20 protein-coding genes are annotated in these 16,903 nt (G+C 74.4%); 9 read left to right on the top strand and 11 right to left on the bottom strand.

Going from position 1 to position 16,903, the window contains the following annotated elements; genetic code table 11:
• Positions 1–130 precede the first annotated feature (130 nt).
• The 3 genes from KPL57_RS30590 (at position 131) to KPL57_RS30580 (ending at position 2,705) form a co-directional block, all read left to right on the top strand.
• Positions 131–1,654, top strand: coding sequence for an aldehyde dehydrogenase family protein (locus KPL57_RS30590; RefSeq protein WP_100878912.1), 1,524 nt, complete (start codon positions 131–133; stop codon positions 1,652–1,654).
• Positions 1,654–2,055 (top strand): DUF779 domain-containing protein, encoded by a 402-nt coding sequence (locus KPL57_RS30585; protein WP_226354141.1) that lies wholly within the window; start codon positions 1,654–1,656, stop codon positions 2,053–2,055. The genes KPL57_RS30590 and KPL57_RS30585 overlap by 1 nt, the downstream gene beginning before the upstream one ends.
• 65 nt (positions 2,056–2,120) lie before the next feature.
• Positions 2,121–2,705 carry a cysteine hydrolase family protein gene (locus KPL57_RS30580; protein ID WP_226354140.1) on the top strand — a complete coding sequence of 195 codons (585 nt, stop codon included), beginning with the start codon at positions 2,121–2,123 and terminating at the stop codon, positions 2,703–2,705.
• A 44-nt stretch (positions 2,706–2,749) separates the two neighbouring features.
• Here KPL57_RS30580 and KPL57_RS30575 read toward each other — a convergent pair whose 3' ends face one another.
• The 5 genes from KPL57_RS30575 to KPL57_RS30555 all read right to left on the bottom strand — a co-directional run bounded on the left by KPL57_RS30575 (position 2,750) and on the right by KPL57_RS30555 (position 5,683).
• A complete protein-coding gene (locus KPL57_RS30575; protein WP_226354139.1) occupies positions 2,750–3,490 on the bottom strand; it encodes a Sir2 family NAD-dependent protein deacetylase in 741 nt (246 codons plus the stop codon).
• Between the two features lie 101 nt (positions 3,491–3,591).
• The gene (locus KPL57_RS30570; protein WP_226354138.1) at positions 3,592–3,909 is read right to left on the bottom strand and encodes an antibiotic biosynthesis monooxygenase; all 318 of its coding nucleotides are present in this window, start codon (positions 3,907–3,909) and stop codon (positions 3,592–3,594) included.
• A 10-nt stretch (positions 3,910–3,919) separates the two neighbouring features.
• Positions 3,920–4,273, bottom strand: a complete 354-nt coding sequence (locus KPL57_RS30565; RefSeq protein ID WP_226354137.1) for an MmcQ/YjbR family DNA-binding protein — start codon at positions 4,271–4,273, stop codon at positions 3,920–3,922.
• Positions 4,274–4,282: 9 nt separating this feature from the next.
• Positions 4,283–4,807, bottom strand: coding sequence for a 2'-5' RNA ligase family protein (locus KPL57_RS30560; RefSeq protein ID WP_226354136.1), 525 nt, complete (start codon positions 4,805–4,807; stop codon positions 4,283–4,285).
• A gap of 12 nt (positions 4,808–4,819) precedes the next feature.
• The gene (locus KPL57_RS30555; RefSeq protein ID WP_226354135.1) at positions 4,820–5,683 is read right to left on the bottom strand and encodes an A/G-specific adenine glycosylase; all 864 of its coding nucleotides are present in this window, start codon (positions 5,681–5,683) and stop codon (positions 4,820–4,822) included.
• A gap of 426 nt (positions 5,684–6,109) precedes the next feature.
• Between KPL57_RS30555 and KPL57_RS30550 the strand changes: the two genes are divergently transcribed.
• On the top strand, positions 6,110–6,946 hold the full coding sequence (locus tag KPL57_RS30550) for a hypothetical protein (RefSeq protein WP_226354134.1): 837 nt from the start codon (positions 6,110–6,112) through the stop codon (positions 6,944–6,946).
• Positions 6,947–6,949: 3 nt separating this feature from the next.
• Here KPL57_RS30550 and radA read toward each other — a convergent pair whose 3' ends face one another.
• Both radA and KPL57_RS30540 read right to left on the bottom strand, forming a co-directional pair.
• Positions 6,950–8,329, bottom strand: a complete 1,380-nt coding sequence (gene radA, locus KPL57_RS30545) for a DNA repair protein RadA (protein WP_226356593.1) — start codon at positions 8,327–8,329, stop codon at positions 6,950–6,952.
• Positions 8,326–9,063, bottom strand: a complete 738-nt coding sequence (locus tag KPL57_RS30540; RefSeq protein ID WP_226354133.1) for a copper chaperone PCu(A)C — start codon at positions 9,061–9,063, stop codon at positions 8,326–8,328. Before KPL57_RS30540 ends, radA begins: the two co-directional genes overlap by 4 nt.
• Positions 9,064–9,407: 344 nt before the next feature.
• On the opposite strand from KPL57_RS30540, the gene KPL57_RS30535 reads away from it, so the two are divergent.
• Genes KPL57_RS30535 through ispF form a run of 3 tightly spaced genes read left to right on the top strand, consistent with a single transcriptional unit; the run spans position 9,408 to position 11,085 of the window.
• Positions 9,408–9,899, top strand: coding sequence for a CarD family transcriptional regulator (locus tag KPL57_RS30535; RefSeq protein ID WP_020625956.1), 492 nt, complete (start codon positions 9,408–9,410; stop codon positions 9,897–9,899).
• Positions 9,900–9,904: 5 nt separating this feature from the next.
• Entirely contained in the window at positions 9,905–10,621 is a 717-nt protein-coding gene (gene ispD / locus KPL57_RS30530; protein ID WP_226354132.1) for a 2-C-methyl-D-erythritol 4-phosphate cytidylyltransferase, read from the top strand.
• Positions 10,618–11,085, top strand: coding sequence for a 2-C-methyl-D-erythritol 2,4-cyclodiphosphate synthase (gene ispF / locus KPL57_RS30525; protein ID WP_226354131.1), 468 nt, complete (start codon positions 10,618–10,620; stop codon positions 11,083–11,085). The genes ispD and ispF overlap by 4 nt, the downstream gene beginning before the upstream one ends.
• Here the strand turns inward: ispF and KPL57_RS30520 are convergent.
• Positions 11,082–11,501, bottom strand: coding sequence for a glyoxalase/bleomycin resistance/extradiol dioxygenase family protein (locus KPL57_RS30520; RefSeq protein WP_226354130.1), 420 nt, complete (start codon positions 11,499–11,501; stop codon positions 11,082–11,084). The two genes, ispF and KPL57_RS30520, sit on opposite strands and share 4 nt — an antisense overlap.
• 67 nt (positions 11,502–11,568) lie before the next feature.
• Here KPL57_RS30520 and cysS point away from each other — a divergent pair, with 67 nt between their 5' ends.
• Positions 11,569–12,960, top strand: coding sequence for a cysteine--tRNA ligase (gene cysS / locus KPL57_RS30515; RefSeq protein ID WP_226354129.1), 1,392 nt, complete (start codon positions 11,569–11,571; stop codon positions 12,958–12,960).
• A 14-nt stretch (positions 12,961–12,974) separates the two neighbouring features.
• Positions 12,975–13,949, top strand: a complete 975-nt coding sequence (gene rlmB / locus KPL57_RS30510) for a 23S rRNA (guanosine(2251)-2'-O)-methyltransferase RlmB (RefSeq protein ID WP_226354128.1) — start codon at positions 12,975–12,977, stop codon at positions 13,947–13,949.
• Positions 13,950–14,061: 112 nt separating this feature from the next.
• Here the strand turns inward: rlmB and KPL57_RS30505 are convergent, their stop codons facing one another.
• The 3 genes from KPL57_RS30505 to KPL57_RS30495 are packed head-to-tail and all read right to left on the bottom strand — an operon-like array spanning position 14,062 to position 16,767.
• Positions 14,062–14,907: a metal ABC transporter permease gene (locus tag KPL57_RS30505; protein ID WP_226356592.1), complete on the bottom strand. Its 846-nt coding sequence runs from the start codon at positions 14,905–14,907 to the stop codon at positions 14,062–14,064.
• Positions 14,908–14,915: 8 nt separating this feature from the next.
• The gene (locus tag KPL57_RS30500; protein ID WP_178375751.1) at positions 14,916–15,752 is read right to left on the bottom strand and encodes a metal ABC transporter ATP-binding protein; all 837 of its coding nucleotides are present in this window, start codon (positions 15,750–15,752) and stop codon (positions 14,916–14,918) included.
• Position 15,753: 1 nt separating this feature from the next.
• Positions 15,754–16,767, bottom strand: a complete 1,014-nt coding sequence (locus KPL57_RS30495; RefSeq protein ID WP_226354127.1) for a metal ABC transporter solute-binding protein, Zn/Mn family — start codon at positions 16,765–16,767, stop codon at positions 15,754–15,756.
• Positions 16,768–16,903 lie beyond the last annotated feature (136 nt).

Here is a 16,903-nt window from a genome sequence, read left to right as displayed (position 1 = left end):
GGAGGGTCAGGTTCCGCATCTGCGTGCAACTTCCGTGCAACCCCCACCTTCCTAGTGTCGGCGGTCACGCGCAACGTGCGTTCCGCACCGCGCCCTCGGTTCGACGAAGCACCTCAGGGAAGGACCATTCATGGCCGTCTACGCCAACCCCGGTCAGCCGGGCAGCGTCGTCTCCTTCAAGCCGCGCTACGAGCACTTCATCGGCGGCGAGTACGTCGCTCCGGTGAAGGGCCAGTACTTCGAGAACCCGACCCCGATCACCGGTGAGAACTTCACCGAGGTCGCCCGGGGCACCGCGGAGGACGTGGAGAAGGCGCTCGACGCCGCGCACGCCGCCGCCCCGGCCTGGGGGAAGACCTCCGCCGGCGAGCGCGCGAACATCCTGAACAAGATCGCCGACCGGGTCGAGGCCAACCTCGAGCTGATCGCCATCGCCGAGTCCTGGGACAACGGCAAGGCCTGCCGCGAGACCCTGGCCGCCGACATCCCGCTGGCCGTCGACCACCTGCGCTACTTCGCCGGTGCGATCCGGGCGCAGGAGGGCACCTCGTCGGAGATCGACGCCGACACCATCGCGTACCACTTCCACGAGCCGCTGGGCGTCGTCGGCCAGATCATCCCGTGGAACTTCCCGATCCTGATGGCGATCTGGAAGCTGGCCCCCGCGCTGGCCGCCGGCAACGCGATCGTCCTGAAGCCCGCCGAGCAGACCCCGGTCTCGATCCACGTGCTGCTCGAGCTGGTCGCCGACCTGCTCCCGCCGGGCGTGCTGAACGTCGTCAACGGCTTCGGCGTCGAGGCCGGCAAGCCGCTGGCGTCGAACAAGCGCATCCGCAAGATCGCCTTCACCGGTGAGACCACCACCGGCCGGCTGATCATGCAGTACGCCTCGGAGAACCTGATCCCGGTCACCCTGGAGCTGGGTGGCAAGAGCCCCAACATCTTCTTCGACGACGTCGCCTCGCAGCAGGACGCCTTCTACGACAAGGCGCTCGAGGGCTTCGCGATGTTCGCCCTCAACCAGGGCGAGGTCTGCACCTGCCCGTCGCGTGCCCTCGTCCAGGGCGGCATCTACGACGAGTTCATCGAGCAGGCCGTCAAGCGCGTCGAGCAGATCAAGCAGGGCAACCCGCTCGACACCGACGTCATGATGGGTGCGCAGGCCTCGAACGACCAGTTCGAGAAGATCCTCTCCTACATCGACATCGGCCGGCAGGAGGGCGCCAAGGTCCTCGCCGGTGGGGAGAAGGCCGAGCTGGGCGGCGACCTCGCGGGCGGCTACTACATCAAGCCGACCGTGTTCGAGGGCAACAACCAGATGCGGATCTTCCAGGAGGAGATCTTCGGCCCGGTCGTGTCGGTCGCGCGCTTCAGCGACTACGACGACGCCATGAAGATCGCCAACGACACGCTCTACGGCCTCGGCGCCGGCGTGTGGAGCCGCGACGCGAACACCGCCTACCGCGCGGGCCGCGAGATCCAGGCCGGCCGGGTGTGGGTGAACAACTACCACGCCTACCCGGCGCACGCGGCCTTCGGTGGCTACAAGCAGTCCGGCATCGGGCGCGAGAACCACAAGATGATGCTGGACCACTACCAGCAGACCAAGAACATCCTGCAGAGCTACTCGCCGAACGCGCTGGGCTTCTTCTGATGGGTGAGCCGGACGTCGGCGTCACCCCGACCGAGCGGGTGACGCTGACGCCGGCCGCCGCCGATCTGCTGGTCAGGCTCACCGACCTGCACGGTCCGCTGATGTTCCACCAGTCCGGTGGGTGCTGCGACGGCAGCGCCCCGATGTGCTTCCCGGACGGGGACTTCAAGACCGGCGACTCGGACGTCCACCTGGGAGACCTGCAGGTGGACGGTGTCGGGAAGCCGATCGGCTTCTGGATGTCGGCATCGCAGTACGAGTACTGGAAGCACACGCATCTCACGGTCGACGTCGTCAAGGGACGCGGCAGCGGGTTCTCGGTCGAGGCGCCGGAGGGCGTCCGGTTCCTGATCCGCTCGCGGCTGTTCACCGACGACGAGTACCGGGCGATGCAGGACTGACCACTCCACACCACGGCCCGGGACACCCGTCCCGGGCCGTGGTCGTCCCCGGCCGAGGAGCACCGATGACGCACACCCTGCGCGGGCTGATGGGCCTGCCGGCAGAACCGGCCCCGCTGTCCCGCTCCGCACTCATCATGATCGACCTGCAGAACACCTACACCGAGGGCGTGATGCGGCTGGAGAACGTCGAGCCGGCCCTCGGGGAGGCGGCCGAGCTGCTCGACCGCGCCCGCTCCGCCGGGTCCCGGATCATCCACATCCGGCACGACGCCGGCGAGGGCAGCCCGTACGACGTCACCGCGCCGATCGGCGCCATCCACGACTCGGTCGCCCCGCGCGACGGCGAGGCCGTGGTGACCAAGAACTTCCCCAGCGCGTTCGTCCACACCGGGCTGGCCGACCTGCTGGAGGGCTACCAGGACCTGGTGCTCGCCGGGTTCATGACGCACATGTGCGTGAACTCCACCGCGCGCAGCGCGTTCTCCGGCGGCTACGTGCCGACCGTCGTCGCGGCGGCCACGGCCACCCGGGCCCTGCCCGGCGTGCACGGCACCGTCGCGGCGGCCGAGGTCCACGACGCGGCACTGGCCGGCCTCGCCGACCTGCCCGCGATCGTCGTCCCGGACCAGAAGGCCGTCCCCTCCTGATCCCTGCCCCGCCCCGCGGCACGCAGGTGCGCGGGGCGGGCGGGTCAGAGGGCGGCGTCGATCGCGGCGAGGGTCGCGGCCGCGGGGGCCGCGATGCCGACCCCGCGGCCGTGGCGCACCTGCGGCTCGCGGACGTTGATCCGCACCAGCGCGCCGGTCGCGGCCGAGGCCAGCTCCGAGCGGCGACGCACCGTGGGCAGGGCACCGCCCGCCCCCAGCTCGACGACGACCACCCCGGTCCGGTGCGCCGCCAGCCAGTCCACGTGGCGCTGCAGCGCCGTCGCGGCGTGCGTGTCGTCCCAGCCGCCGTCGCCGAACATCAGGATCGCCGGACGGGCGATGCCGCCGCAGCCCGGGCAGCGGGGCAGCTCGCCGACGGCACGCATGGTGTCCTCGTCGACGTGCACCTCGACGCCGTCGGCGGGCCACACGCCGTGACCGCAGAGCCGCAGGCACTGGAGATGGTGGATGGAGCCGTGCACCTCGGCGACGTCGTCCGGGGCGAAGCCGGCCCGCTGGAACTGGCCGTCGACGTTCGAGGTGAAGACGTTCGAAGGCACCCGGCCGGCCCAGCGGCGCAGCACCGCGAACCCGGGGTGCGGCACCGTGTCCCGGTAGAGGTGCAGGCGGTGGCCGTAGAAACCCCAGGCCAGCGCCGGGTCGTCGGCGAAGTGCTCCGGGTCGGCGAGCTCCTCGAAACGCAGGCCGAGCCGCGCGTAGGGCGGGTAGGCCCGCCAGAAGCCCTCACCGCCGCGGAAGTCCGGCAGCCCGGAGTCGACGCCCATCCCGGCGCCGGCGGTGATCAGCAGCGCGCCCGCGTCGCGGACCAGGCGGGCCGCCGCGGCGATCTCGTCGGAGAAGGCCGCGGCGACCTCGCGGGCGTCGATCAGGACCCCGCCGCGATCTGCTGCAGGTCGACGACCTCGAACTCCAGCAGCGACGCGCCCTTGGCGACCGGCTGCGGCGAGCGCTGACCGGCGTGCGCCTCGGCGGCCGGGCCCGCGCGCCAGGCCTGGAAGTCCTCCTCGGTCTCCCAGCGGGTCACGACGAAGTACCGGTCGTCGCCGGACACCGGGCGCAGCAGCTCGAAACCGAGGAAGCCGGGCTGCCCGTCGACGGCGTGCAGGCGGTTCGCGAACCGCTTCTCCAGCTCGGGGCCCGCGTTCTCCGGGACCTCGATCGCGTTGATCTTCACAATGGCCATGTCCGCCACGTTATCCCTGCCCGGCGTCGTCGATGCGCATGCGCCGGGCGTCGCCGACCAGTTCGGCCAGCCGGGCCTCGTCCACCGCGTCCAGGCGGACGAGCACCAGGGGCCACGGCGCGTGCCCGGGGTCGGTGAAGAACAGGTCGGGCTCGCCGAGCAGCAGGGCCTGCTTCTCCGCCTCGTCGCCGACGTACAGCACGGCGACGTCGGTCCTGATCACCCGTCGCCTGCCGGGCACCCGCTCCGGCCACGACCACACGAAGCCCTTGCCGCGCACCCGGAAGTCGAACCCCTCGCTCGGGTTCTCGACGACGCCGTCGAGGGCGAGCGCGATCCGCCGCACGTCCTGTTCGTCCGCCACGGGGCAAGCCTAGGGGCGTCGGGGCCGGTCCTCCGGCGGCGCTCCGAGGACCGCCGTCTCCCCGGTGCGCGAGTCGTGCAGCTCGACGGCGGTGATCCGCGCCCGCACCGGCTCGACCGGGTGCAGCAGCGCGAACGCCTCGGCGGGCCGCCCGGTCGCCAGCACCACGTGCGGCAGCCAGGAGCCCGGCAGGTGCGCGGCGTGCGCGCCCCGCACCCGTCCGGCCAGCGCGTCGTGCACCGCCGTGTGCACGGCCAGCACCTCGGGGTCGGTGACGGCGGTCAGCGCCAGCACGTCCGGCGCGTCCGGCCCGACCGAGCCGAGACCGGCCAGCCACAGCACCGGCAGCGCGACCAGGCGCAGCTCCGCGGTCAGCTCCCGCACTGCGGGCGGCGGGACCGTGCCCGCCGCGGCGACGGTCACGTGCGGCGTCCCGGCGGCTACCGGGATCCCGGCCGCGGCGAGCCGGTCGCGCAGCGCGGTGAGCGCGGCGGCGCCGTCGTCGTCGAGCCGGAAGCGGACGGTGCTGGGCATCGGTCCCCCCGCTCAGACGGGGAGGGCGAAGCGGCCGTCGTCGGTCTGCTCGGCCAGGCCGTCGACCAGCAGCGAGTGCAGGCACCGGTCGCGCTGGCCCGCGTCGGACCAGACGGCGTCCAGCGCGGCCCGCTCGACCGGCCCGTGCGCGGTGCGCAGCACGTCCATGAGCTTGCCGCGCACCTGCCGGTCGGTGCCGGCGAAGCCCTGGACCGGCTTGCGCGGACCGTCGTAGGCGGGTCTGCCGGCCGCCACCCAGGCGCAGCGGGCCGCGACCGGGCAGTCCGCGCACCGCGGCGAGCGGGCGGTGCAGACGACCGCGCCCAGCTCCATCAGCCCGGCCGAGACGACGGCGGCCTCGGCGTCGTCGTCGGGCAGCAGTGCGTCGACGTCGGCCAGGTCGGCCCGGGTGCGGGCCGGTCCGGCGTCGCCCTGACCGTGCACCGCGCGGGCCACGACCCGGCGGACGTTGGTGTCGACGACGGCGGCGCGCAGCCCGAAGCCGAACGCCGCCACCGCCCGCGCGGTGTAGGAGCCGACACCGGGCAGGGCCTCGAGCGCCTCGACGTCGGAGGGGACGGCGTCGCCGTGCTGGGCGGCGATCGCCGCGGCCGCGTCGTGCAGCCGGATCGCGCGGCGCGGGTAGCCGAGCTTGCCCCAGGCCCGCAGCACGTCCGCGCGCGGCGCGGCGGCCAGCGACGACGGCGCCGGCCAGCGCTCCATCCAGTCCCGCCAGACCGGTTCGACCCGGGCGACCGGGGTCTGCTGGAGCATGAACTCGCTGACCAGCACGCCCCACGGGGTGGTCTCCGGGCGCCGCCACGGCAGGTCGCGGGCGTGCGCCCGGAACCACTGGGAGATCAGATCGGCCACCACCGCTCCAGTGTCGCGCGCCCCGGCCGGGCCCCCGGCGACGACCCCGCCGTGATCACGGAACGGGCACCGCCGGCGTCGCCCGGTGACCGTCCCGGTGCCGGCGTGTGGATCACGGTCTCTACCGCGCCCGCCACCGGGGCGCGCGCCACGACCGGGGCGGTTCCCGTCCGCGGGGGGCCGGGCGGGACCCTGTCGCCGGACGACGCCGGTCACCCCGGGTCGGTCCGCCACCCGCCCGGGGGTCGGGCGATCCGGGTCGCCGACCCCCGTCCGGGCCGGTCCCGGGAGTGCGCGCGCGGTCGTTCCGGCGCTGCGCTCACCCGGTCGGGACGCGCGGGTCGCCCCGCCGGGTGGACCTCGCCGGACATGTCCGGTCCCGGCGCGGCGGCGGCGACTTCGTGTAACCGGAGATCTACCGTCGGTGACATGCACCCGGTGGGTCCCCTGCCGGCGTCGGTCTACTGGCGCCGGCGCGCATGCGCGGTCGGCGTCGCGCTGCTCGCGCTCTTCGCGCTGCTGTGGCTCACCACCTGGCTGCTGATCCCGCGGGGCTCCGACGAGCCCGCCGGGACGGCCGCACGGACGACCCCCCAGTCGTCGCAGACCACACCGGACACAGGGACGGCCGCACCCGCGCCGCCCCCGGGGTCCCCGTCCCCGGCATCCCCAGCCCCGGGGACGGGGGCACCCGCGTCCGTGCCGCTCCCCGACCCCGCCGCGCCCGGATCCCCTCCGGCTGCCGCGGCGGGGACGTCCGCCGGGCCCGCGACCCCGAACGCGGGCCCGGCGGACGAGACGGTCCGCCCCGACGACACACCACGCCCGTCCGTGCAGGTGCCGCAGGCCGCACCCTCCCCGCCGACCGGTCCGGTGCCCTGTACCGACGCGATGATCGAGGTGCGCGCCGAGACCGGGCAACCGACCTACCCCTCCGGCGCGCGGCCCGAGCTGCGGCTGGTCGTCACCAACGTCTCCGGCCAGCCCTGCGTGCGCGACCTCGACGGCGCCCAGCAGGAGATCGCCGTCTGGAGCGGCGACGGGGCGACCAAGCTCTGGTCGTCCAACGACTGCGCCAACCCGTCGTCGGACGACCTGCGCACCCTGGTGCCCGGCCAGCCGGTGGCCTTCGCCGTGACCTGGACCGGGCTCGCCTCGGAGCCCGGCTGCGCGGGCGAGCGCACCCGGGTGGGCCCGGGCGGCTACCGGGTGCTGGCCCGGCTCGACCGGGTCGTGAGCGAGCCCGCCCCGCTGCTCATGAGCTGAGGCTCAGCGGATGCGGGCCATGATCTCGCGCAGCGACGACGCCTCGGTGATCTGCATCCCGGTCCGCCCGACCTCGGCCCCGGTGGGGACGATCGCCCGGGTGAAGCCCAGCCGTGCGGCCTCCGCGAGGCGCCGGTCCACCCCGTGCACCCGGCGCAGCTCGCCGGCCAGCCCGAGCTCGCCCAGCACGACGAGGTCCGCGGGCAGCGCCGCGTCCCGCTTCGCCGAGACGACCGCCAGCGCGATCGCGAGGTCGGCCGCGGGCTCGGTGATCCGCATCCCGCCGACGGTGGCGGTGTAGACCTCGGCGTCGTGCAGCTTGAGCCCGCCCCGCCGCTCGACGACGGCGAGCAGCATCGGCACCCGGGACGAGTCCAGCCCGGTCACCGCGCGGCGCGGGCTCGGGATGTTCGCCCCCGCCACCAGCGCCTGCACCTCGGCCAGCAGCGGCCGTCGCCCGTCCATCACGACGGTCACCGCGGTCCCCGGCTGCACCGCGTCGGCGCCCTGACCGAACCGGCCGAGGAACAGCCCCGAGGGGTCGGCGAGACCGACGATGCCGGAGTCGCGCAGCTCGAAGCAGCCGACCTCGTCGGCCGGGCCGAACCGGTTCTTCACCCCGCGGACCATCCGCAGCGCCGAGTGCTTGTCGCCCTCGAAGTGCAGCACCACGTCGACGAGGTGCTCCAGCACCCGCGGACCCGCGATGCCGCCGTCCTTGGTGACGTGGCCGACGAGCAGCACGGCCAGGCCGCGTTCCTTCGCCAGCGTGGTCAGCCCCACCGTGACGGCGCGGGTCTGGGTCACCCCGCCGGGGCTGCCGTCCACCGAGGCGGTGGACATGGTCTGGATGGAGTCCACCACCAGCAGCGACGGCCGCAGCGCGTCGACGTGGCCGAGCACCGACTCGAGGTCGGACTCGGCGGCGAGGTAGAGCTCGTCGTGGACGCCGCCGGTGCGCTCGGCGCGCAGCCGGACCTGGCCCGCGGACTCCTCACCGGAGACGTAGAGGACCCGGGACCGGGCCGCTGCCTGCGCGGCGACCTCCAGGAGCAGCGTCGACTTGCCGACGCCCGGCTCACCGGCCAGCAGCACCACCGCGCCCGGGACGAGCCCGCCACCGAGGACCCGGTCCAGCTCGTCGACGCCGGTCGGCCGGGCCCGGGCGGAGTCCAGCTCCACCTCGGCGATCCGCCGGGCCGGGGTGCTGGGCGCCCCGGCGACGACGGTCCGGCCGCCCCCGCCGGTGCGCACCGGCTCGACCTGCTCCAGCGACCCCCAGGCCTGGCAGCCCGGGCAGCGCCCCACCCACTGCGCCGTGCGGTGGTCGCACTCGGTGCAGCGGTAGCCGCCCGAGCGGGCGGCGCGGGACCGGGGGGTCAGTTGCCGGCGACGCCGCCGGCGCCGCTGCCCTCGTTGCCGGGCGCGACGGGGGCGCCCTCACCGGCCGGGACCGGGTTCGACTGGTCGACCGGCGGGGCCTCGGCCTGGCCGCCGGTCTCGGAGTTGACGCCGGTCTCGGCGCCGTTGGTGCCCGACTCCTCCGTGCCGGTCGAGGCCCGCTCCGGGGCGTGCCCCGGCGAGTTCGTGTCGGTCGGCACGCCGGTCGGGACGGTGACGGTCACCGAGCCGGCCTTCTCGAACACGAACGTCATCGGGAGCTGCGCGCCGGAGGGGATCGGGCGGGTCAGGCCCTCGGCGACGAGCTGCACGCGCTTGGCGTTGGTCGGGGCCAGCTGCAGGTTGCCCGGCGAGACCAACGCGATGTCCTGCGGCATGGTCGCGTCGCCCTGGATCTGCACCGACGCCGCGGCCGGCGAGGTCACCGACACCAGCCGGTCGGCGACCGAGCCGGTGTTGACCAGGGTGGCGACGAGCGGTGCGGCGCCGCCCTGGCGGTAGAGCGCGTCCGGTCCCGCGGGCGTGGTCGGGTAGGCGACCTGGACGTCGCGCAGGTCGACCGAGCCGACCGAGGCGTTGGCGCCGTTGACGGCGGCGACCTGCTCTGCGGTCTGCGCGATCTGCCCGGCTCCACAGCCGCTGATCAGCAGGCCGGTCAGGGCGACGGCGCCGGCGACGCCGGCCAGGGTCCGGGCGGAACGGCGGGTGCGGCTCACGGTCGTCGTGTCCTTCCTTGCCGGTGCCCCGAAGTGCCCCCGGCGCACATGCTGGGTCTGTCGGGGGGCAGCCTAGTCGCGCGCTCCGACGCGTTGCGCGGTCGGGCACCCGGGTGTGACGACCGCGTCCCCGCCGGACGGTGGGGCGGCAGACCCGGTGGTCCGGGACGTGACGCGGCGGCGACCGGCACGTGGCCGGGCCGCCCCGGATGGGCGCCACACCCGCGGGAAACACGTTCCTTCGCCGTTGTCAACCCCCTGACCTGCGACGACGGTGAAAGCCGGTCACCGTCCCGCCCGGGCGACGTGTTAATCTGGACCCAGCGAAAGGGGCCAGAGGACACATGGTTTTCAAGGTCGGAGAGACCGTCGTCTACCCGCACCACGGTGCCGCGCTCATCGAGGCGATCGAGACCCGGACGATCAAGGGCGAGGAAGTGCAGTACCTCGTCCTGAAGGTCCAGCAGGGCGATCTGACGGTGCGCATCCCCGCCGACAACGTCGAGGTGGTCGGTGTTCGTGACGTCGTGGGCCAGGAGGGGCTGGATCGGGTCTTCGAGGTGTTGCGCGCGCCGCACACCGAGGAGCCCACGAACTGGTCGCGCCGGTACAAGGCGAACTGGGAGAAGCTCACGTCCGGTGACGTGAACAAGGTCGCCGAGGTCGTCCGCGACCTCTGGCGGCGGGAGAAGGACCGGGGCCTGTCCGCCGGTGAGAAGCGGATGCTGGCCAAGGCGAGGCAGATACTGGTCAGTGAGCTCGCGCTGGCCGAGGGCACCGACGAGGAGCGGGCCGAGGTCCTGCTCGACGAGGTGCTCGCCACCGCGAACGCCTGACCGGCGTGCACGGACCGTCCTCCGGGGCGGGTGTCGTCGCGGTGCTTCCCGCGGCCGGTTCCGGGGTGCGTCTGGGTGCAGGTGTGCCCAAGGCGTTCGTCGGACTGGCCGGGGTTCCCATGCTGGTACGCGCGGTCGACGGCCTTCTCGCGTCCGACGTCGTCGGACACGTGGTGGTCGTCGTCCCCGCGGACCAGGTGGACGATGCCGCCGCCATGCTGCCCGGACGCCCGGCGACCGTCGTCGCCGGCGGTGCCGACCGCACCGCCTCCGTCGCGGAGGGTCTCGCCGCGACCGGGCCGTACGCCGAGGTCGTGCTGGTGCACGACGCCGCGCGCCCGCTCACACCACCCGACGTCGTCCGCCGGGTGGTCGACGCCGTGCGCGCGGGCGCGCCCGCGGTGATCCCGGTGCTCCCCGTGGCCGACACGGTCAAGCGGGTCGACGCCGCCGGGACCGTCGTGTCCACCGTGGACCGCTCCGAGCTGCGTGCGGTGCAGACACCGCAGGGGTTCCGCGCGGCCGACCTGCGCCGCGCCCACGCGGGCACACCCGACCCCCGCACCGACGACGCCGGGCTGGTCGAGGCGCTCGGCGACCCGGTCACCACCGTCGCCGGGGACCCGCTCGCGTTCAAGGTCACCACCGCGTGGGACCTGCGCATCGCCGAACTGCTGCTCGCCGGGGCGGGCCGCGTCACCGAGCACGAGGAACACGTATGAGGGTCGGGATCGGTACCGACGTGCACCCGGTCGAGCCGGGCCGCGACTGCTGGGTCGCGGGTCTGCTGTGGCCCGGGACCGACGGCTGCGCCGGGCACTCCGACGGCGACGTCGCCGCACACGCCCTGTGCGACGCCCTGCTGTCCGCGGCGGGGCTGGGCGACCTGGGCGCGGTGTTCGGCACCGGCCGTCCGGAGTGGACGGGTGCGAGCGGGGCGACCCTGCTCGCCGAGGTCCGCCGCCTGCTCACCCGCGACGGCTGGACCGTCGGCAACGCCGCCGTCCAGGTGGTCGGGAACGACCCGAAGATCGGGAAGCGCCGGGCCGAGGCCGAACGGGTGCTGTCGGAGGTGGTCGGCGGCCCGGTGTCGGTGTCCGGCACGACCACCGACGGCCTGGGGCTGACCGGGCGCGGCGAGGGCCGCGCCGCCGTCGCGACGGCGCTGCTGCTGCCCGCGGGCTAGAGACGCCCGGTCCGCTCCTGGATCTGCTCCGGGGTGAGGTCGTCGGCGTGGGCCGCCACCATCCAGGCGTGGCCGAACGGGTCGGCGAGCCGGCCGCCGCGCTGCCCGTAGTCGTGGTCGGTCACCGGGAACAGCACCCGGCCGCCGTGCTCCACCATCGCCGCGGCGACCGCGTCCGGGTCGTCGACCTCCAGGGCCAGGATCACCGCGCCGGGCCCCGACGGCGCGGGGTCGACGTCGTCGCCGTCCTTGACGGCCCACTCCGCGCCGCCGGCCCGCAGCAGGGCGTGCACCACGGCGCCGGAGCCGTCGGTGTAGCGCTCCACGAGCTCCGCGCCGAACGCGGCGAGGTAGAAGTCGATCGCGGCGTCGGCGTCGTGCACGACCAGCCGCGGGTACATCCGCTGAACAGCCATGTCGGACACCTTGCCGCAGCGGCACCGCCCGTGTAGTGGACGAATCGGAGGCCCGTACCCTGGTGACGTGAGCCTCAGACTTCTCGACTCAGCGACCAGGGAGCAGCGTGCGTTCACGCCGCTGCGGGCCGGAGCAGTGTCGATGTACGTCTGTGGGGCGACGGTGCAGGGCCTGCCGCACATCGGTCACGTCCGCTCGGGCCTGAACTACGACGTGCTGCGCCGCTGGCTGGCCCGGTCCGGGTACGACGTCACGCTGGTCCGCAACGTCACCGACATCGACGACAAGATCCTGCGCAAGGCGCACGCCGCGGGCCGTCCGTGGTGGGAGTGGGCGGCCACCCACGAGCGGGCCTTCACCGCCGCGTACGACGCGCTGGGCTGCCTGCCGCCGTCGGTGGAGCCCCGGGCGACCGGGCACATCACGCAGATGGTCAAGCTGATCGAGCGGCTGATCGAGCGCGGTCACGCCTACCCCGCGGGCGGCGACGTGTACTTCGCCGTGCGCACCCTGCCCGACTACGGCGCGCTGTCCGGTCAGCGCGTCGACGACGTCCACCAGGGTGAGGGCGAGGGCGGCGCCAAGCGCGACGCCCTGGACTTCACGCTGTGGAAGGCCGCCAAGCCCGGCGAGCCCAGCTGGCCCACCCCCTGGGGGAACGGGCGTCCCGGCTGGCACCTGGAGTGCTCGGCGATGGCGACCGCCTACCTCGGCCCGGAGTTCGACATCCACGGCGGCGGCCTCGACCTGGTGTTCCCGCACCACGAGAACGAGCGCGCCCAGAGCCACGCGGCCGGGGACGGGTTCGCCCGGTTCTGGCTGCACAACGCCTGGGTGACCATGGGCGGGGAGAAGATGTCGAAGTCGCTGGGGAACACCCTGGCGATCGAGAACCTGCTCGAGCGGGTCCGCCCGGCCGAGCTGCGCTACTACCTGGTCGGCCCGCACTACCGGTCGGCGATCGAGTACTCCGACGCCGCGCTGGACGAGGCCGTCGCCGCGTACCGGCGGATCGAGTCGTTCGTGCACCGGGTGCGCGAGCGGCACGGCCTGCCCGAGGTCGCGGCGGAGCTGCCCGGCGCGTTCACCGCCGCACTCGACGACGACCTGGGCACCCCGCTCGCGCTCGGCACCGTGCACACCCTGGTGCGCGAGGGCAACACCGCCCTCGACGCCGGGGACGTCACCGGTGCGCTGCGGGCCGCGTCCGCGGTCCGTGCGACGACCGAGGTACTCGGCCTGGACCCGCTGGCAGCCGGCGGCGTGGCCGAGGAGTCGGGCGACGCCGCCCGGCAGGCACTGGGCACCCTGGTGGAGACGATGCTCGAGCGCCGCCGGGCCGCGCGCGCCGAGCGCGACTTCGCCACCGCGGACCGGCTCCGCGACGAGCTGCTCGCCGCCGGGATCGCCGTCGAGGACGGCGCCGACGGCTCCACCTGGACTCTCAAAGACAACTAGGACTCGTAGAACTCATGGCAGGCAATTCCAAGCGCCGCGGTGCGATCCGTAAGGAAGGCACCAAGAAGGGCATGGTCGTCGGATCCGGCGGCCAGCCCCGGCGCGCACTGAAGGGCAAGGGCCCGACCCCGCCCGGCGAGATGCGACCCGGCCACCCGAAGGCAAGGGCGGCCGCGCGCCGCGCCGCCCAGGACCAGCAGCAGCGCCGGCGCCCGGTCGCGGGCCGTCGCGGTGACGGGGAGACCCCGGAGACCGTGCTCGGCCGCAACCCGGTCGTCGAGTGCCTGCGGGCCGGCGTCCCGGCGACGGCGCTGCAGGTGGCCACCGGCATGTCCGCCGACGACCGGGTCACCGAGGCCGTCGCGCTGGCCGCGGAGCGGGGCATCTCCATCCTGGAGGTGCCGCGCAACGACCTCGACCGGATCAGCGGCGGAGCGCTGCACCAGGGCCTCGCCCTGCAGGTGCCGCCCTATGCCTACGCCCACCCCGACGAGGTGCTGGAGGCCGCGTCGCACTCCGGGCGCCCGGCGCTGGCCGTCGCCCTGGACGGGGTGACCGACCCGCGCAACCTGGGTGCGGTCGTCCGGTCGGTGGGGGCGTTCGGCGGGCACGGCGTCGTCGTGCCGCAGCGGCGCGCCGCGGGCATGACCGCGGTGGCCTGGCGGACCTCGGCGGGCACCGCGGCCCGGGTCCCGGTCGCGCGCGCCACGAACCTGACCCGCACCCTGCAGGAGTACGCCTCCGCCGGGCTGATGGTCGCCGGTCTGGCCGCCGACGGCGACGTCTCCCTCGACGACTTCGACCTGGCCACCGGGCCGCTGGTGATCGTCACCGGGTCGGAGGGCAAGGGACTGTCCCGGCTGGTCCGCGAGACCTGCGACGTGACCGTCTCGATCCCCCTGGCCGGCCGCGTGGAGTCCCTGAACGCCTCGGTCGCCACCGGCGTGGTGCTGGCCGAGGTGGCCCGCCGCCGTCGCGTCGGCCGCTGACCCGACGCGTGATCGCCGCGACGCGCGGTGATCCGCTCCCCGCGCGCGTCCGGACGCACGCGACGGGCGGATCACCGCGCGGACAGCGGATCACCGCCGCCGGAGCCGAGGGTCAGGCGCGGACCGGGCCCCGGCCGCGCAGCCGGCCCACCAGCCGGCAGAGCAGGTAGGCGACGAACCCGATGGTCGCCACATAGGCCGAGATCGGCAGCCCCGGCGCCAGCGACAGGATCGTCCCGCCGACCAGCGCGACCTCCGCGATGACGATCGCGAGGACGGTCGCCAGCAGCGGGTTCGCAGTGACCCGGTTCGCCGCGGCGCCGGGCACGATCAGCACCGACAGCACCAGGATCGCGCCGACGATCGGCACGGCCAGCGCCGTCACCAGGCCGATCAGCACGCCGAACACCAGGGTCAGCGCGCGGACGGGCACGCCGCGCGCCAGCGCGACGTCGGGGTCGGTGCTGGCGAACAGCAGCGGCCGGTAGAGCAGCGCCAGGGTCACGAGCACGACGACGGCGACGACCCCCAGCACCCACAGGTTCTGCTGGTCGACCGACACGATGGAGCCGGTGAGCAGGCCGAACCGGTTGGAGGAGCGGCCGTCGTAGAGAGCCAGGAACAGCACTCCCAGGCCGAGCCCGAACGCCATCACCACGCCGATCGCGGAGTCCCGCTCGCGCTGGCGCAGGCCCAGCACGCCGAAGATCACCGCGGCGACGACGGCGCCCACCACCGCCCCCACCCCGACGGCGACGCCGAGCAGCAGCCCGGCCGCGGCCCCGGTAAAGGCCAGCTCGGCGGTGCCGTGCACGGCGAAGGCCATCCCGCGGCTGACGATCAGCGGGGCGAGCAGCCCGGCGACCAGCCCGAGCACCGCGCAGGCGATGAGCGCGTTGCGGACGAACGGGTAGCCCAGCAGCGTGCCGGTGCCGGACAGGTCGAGGATCCGGGCCAGGAACTCGGTCACGCGCCACCCCCGACCGCGACGCCGTGCTCGGCGTGCTCGTCCCGGGTGACCGGGGAGTCCTCGGCCCCGACGACGACCAGCCGGTCGCGGACCCGCAGCACGTCGACGTCGGTGCGGTAGAGCCGCGACAGCGTCTCCGAGGTCATGACCTCGTCGGTGGTGCCGATCGAGAACCGGCCGTCGACGAGGTAGAGGACCCGGTCCACCAGCGGCAGCACCGGGTTGATCTCGTGGGTCACGAACAGCACCGCGGTGCCCGCGGCGCGGCGGCGCTCGTCGATCAGCCGGGTCACGATCCGCTGGTGGGACAGGTCCAGGCTGAGCAGGGGCTCGTCGCACAGCAGTACCGCCGGGTCCCCGACGAGTGCCTGCGCGACCCGCAGCCGCTGCTGCTCGCCGCCGGACAGCCGCCCGACGGGGGCGTCGGCGTACCCGGTCCCGCCGACCTGGGCCAGCGCGCGGTCGACGCGCTCGCGCCGCTCGCGTCGCCGGCCCAGGCCGAGACCGAAGCGGTGCCCGTCGAGGCCGAGGCCGACGAGGTCGCGCCCGCGCAGCGGCAGATCCGGGTCGAGCGGCTGCTGCTGCGGGACGTAGCCGATCTCGGGGCTGCCGCGCCGCGGGGTGTGCCCGCCGACGGTCACGGTGCCGTCGGAGAGTGGGAGCAGCCCCAGCAGGACGCGCATCAGCGTCGTCTTGCCGGAGCCGTTCGGGCCGAGGACGGCGACGAACTCGCCGGGTGCGACGTCCAGATCGAGGCCGGACCACAGGGTCCGGTCCCCGAACCGGAGGCCCGCTCCGCGCAGCGACAGCGCGGACTGCTGCGAGGAACCCATGTCAGCGGTTCAGCGCCGCGGAGAGCTCGTCCAGGTTGGCGTTCATCCACTGCACCCAGTCGGTGGTGCCCGCGGGCAGCGTCTCCGACATCTCCACGACCGGGACGCCTCCCTTCTGGGCGGCGTCGCGGACCTGGTCGGTGGTCGGCGAGGTCGTCTGGCTGTTGAGGATCAGCGCGTCGACCGGCGGCTGCGCAGTGAACAGCCCCAGCATCTGCGCGACGACGGCGGCCGGCGGGTCGGTGCCCTCCTCGACGGCCGAGGAGAACTCCTGCGGGGTCGCGTTCGCGATCCCGGCGGCCTGCAGCAGGTAGGCGGGCACTGGCTCGGTGACGGCGACCCGGGCCCCCGGGTGCGCGCGGCCGATCTCGGTGGCCTTCGACGTCAGCTGGGCGACGCCGCCCTCGAGGGTCTTGGCGTTGGTGCGGAAGTACTCCGCGGCGCTCGGGTCGATGCGGCCGAGCTGGTCGGCGAGCTGCTCGGCGACGCGGCCGACCGCGGCCGGGTTGTACCAGACGTGCTCGTTGAACGAGCCGTGCTCGTGCTCGTGGTCCGCCTCGGCCGCGGGCGCGGGGGTGGCCTCGGCGGCGTGGTCGTGGCCGTGGTCGTCGGCGGCGGCCTCCTGGGCCCCCTCGATGCCGGAGACCTCGACGGCGTCGACCAGCGGGGCCTTGTTGCCGGACGCGGCGACGAGGTCGGTCATGAACGCGTCGTAGCCGCCGCCGTTCATGATCAGCAGCTGGGCCTCGCCGACGGTCGCCGCGTTCTGCGGGGTCGGCTCGTAGCCGTGCGGGTCGACGTCGGGGGAGCTGATGATCGACTCGACCCTGGCGTAGTTGCCGCCCACGGCGCGGGCGACCGCGCCCCAGGCGTCGGTGGAGGCGACGATCTTCACCTGCGGGGTGTCGGCGCTGGTGGGGGCGTCGACCTGGCCGGAGCCGCAGGCGGTCAGACCCAGGGCGAGTGCGGCCAGCCCGGCCACGAGCGCGGCCGGGCGGAGCGGGGATCGGGACACGGACGGAACTCCCATCAACATATCGGCATAGATTTATTGGAAATCATTCTCAGATTCACTCTACCGCTGTACGGGGAGCCGGGAACGCGCGCGGCGTGTGATCCCGTCGTGGCCGGTCGGGGCGGACTTTCACGTG

The sequence above is a fragment of the Pseudonocardia sp. ICBG601 genome (assembly GCF_020496245.1).
The sequence above is the reverse complement of the archived record's forward strand: the minus strand, read 5'-3'. Positions and strand labels throughout refer to the sequence as shown.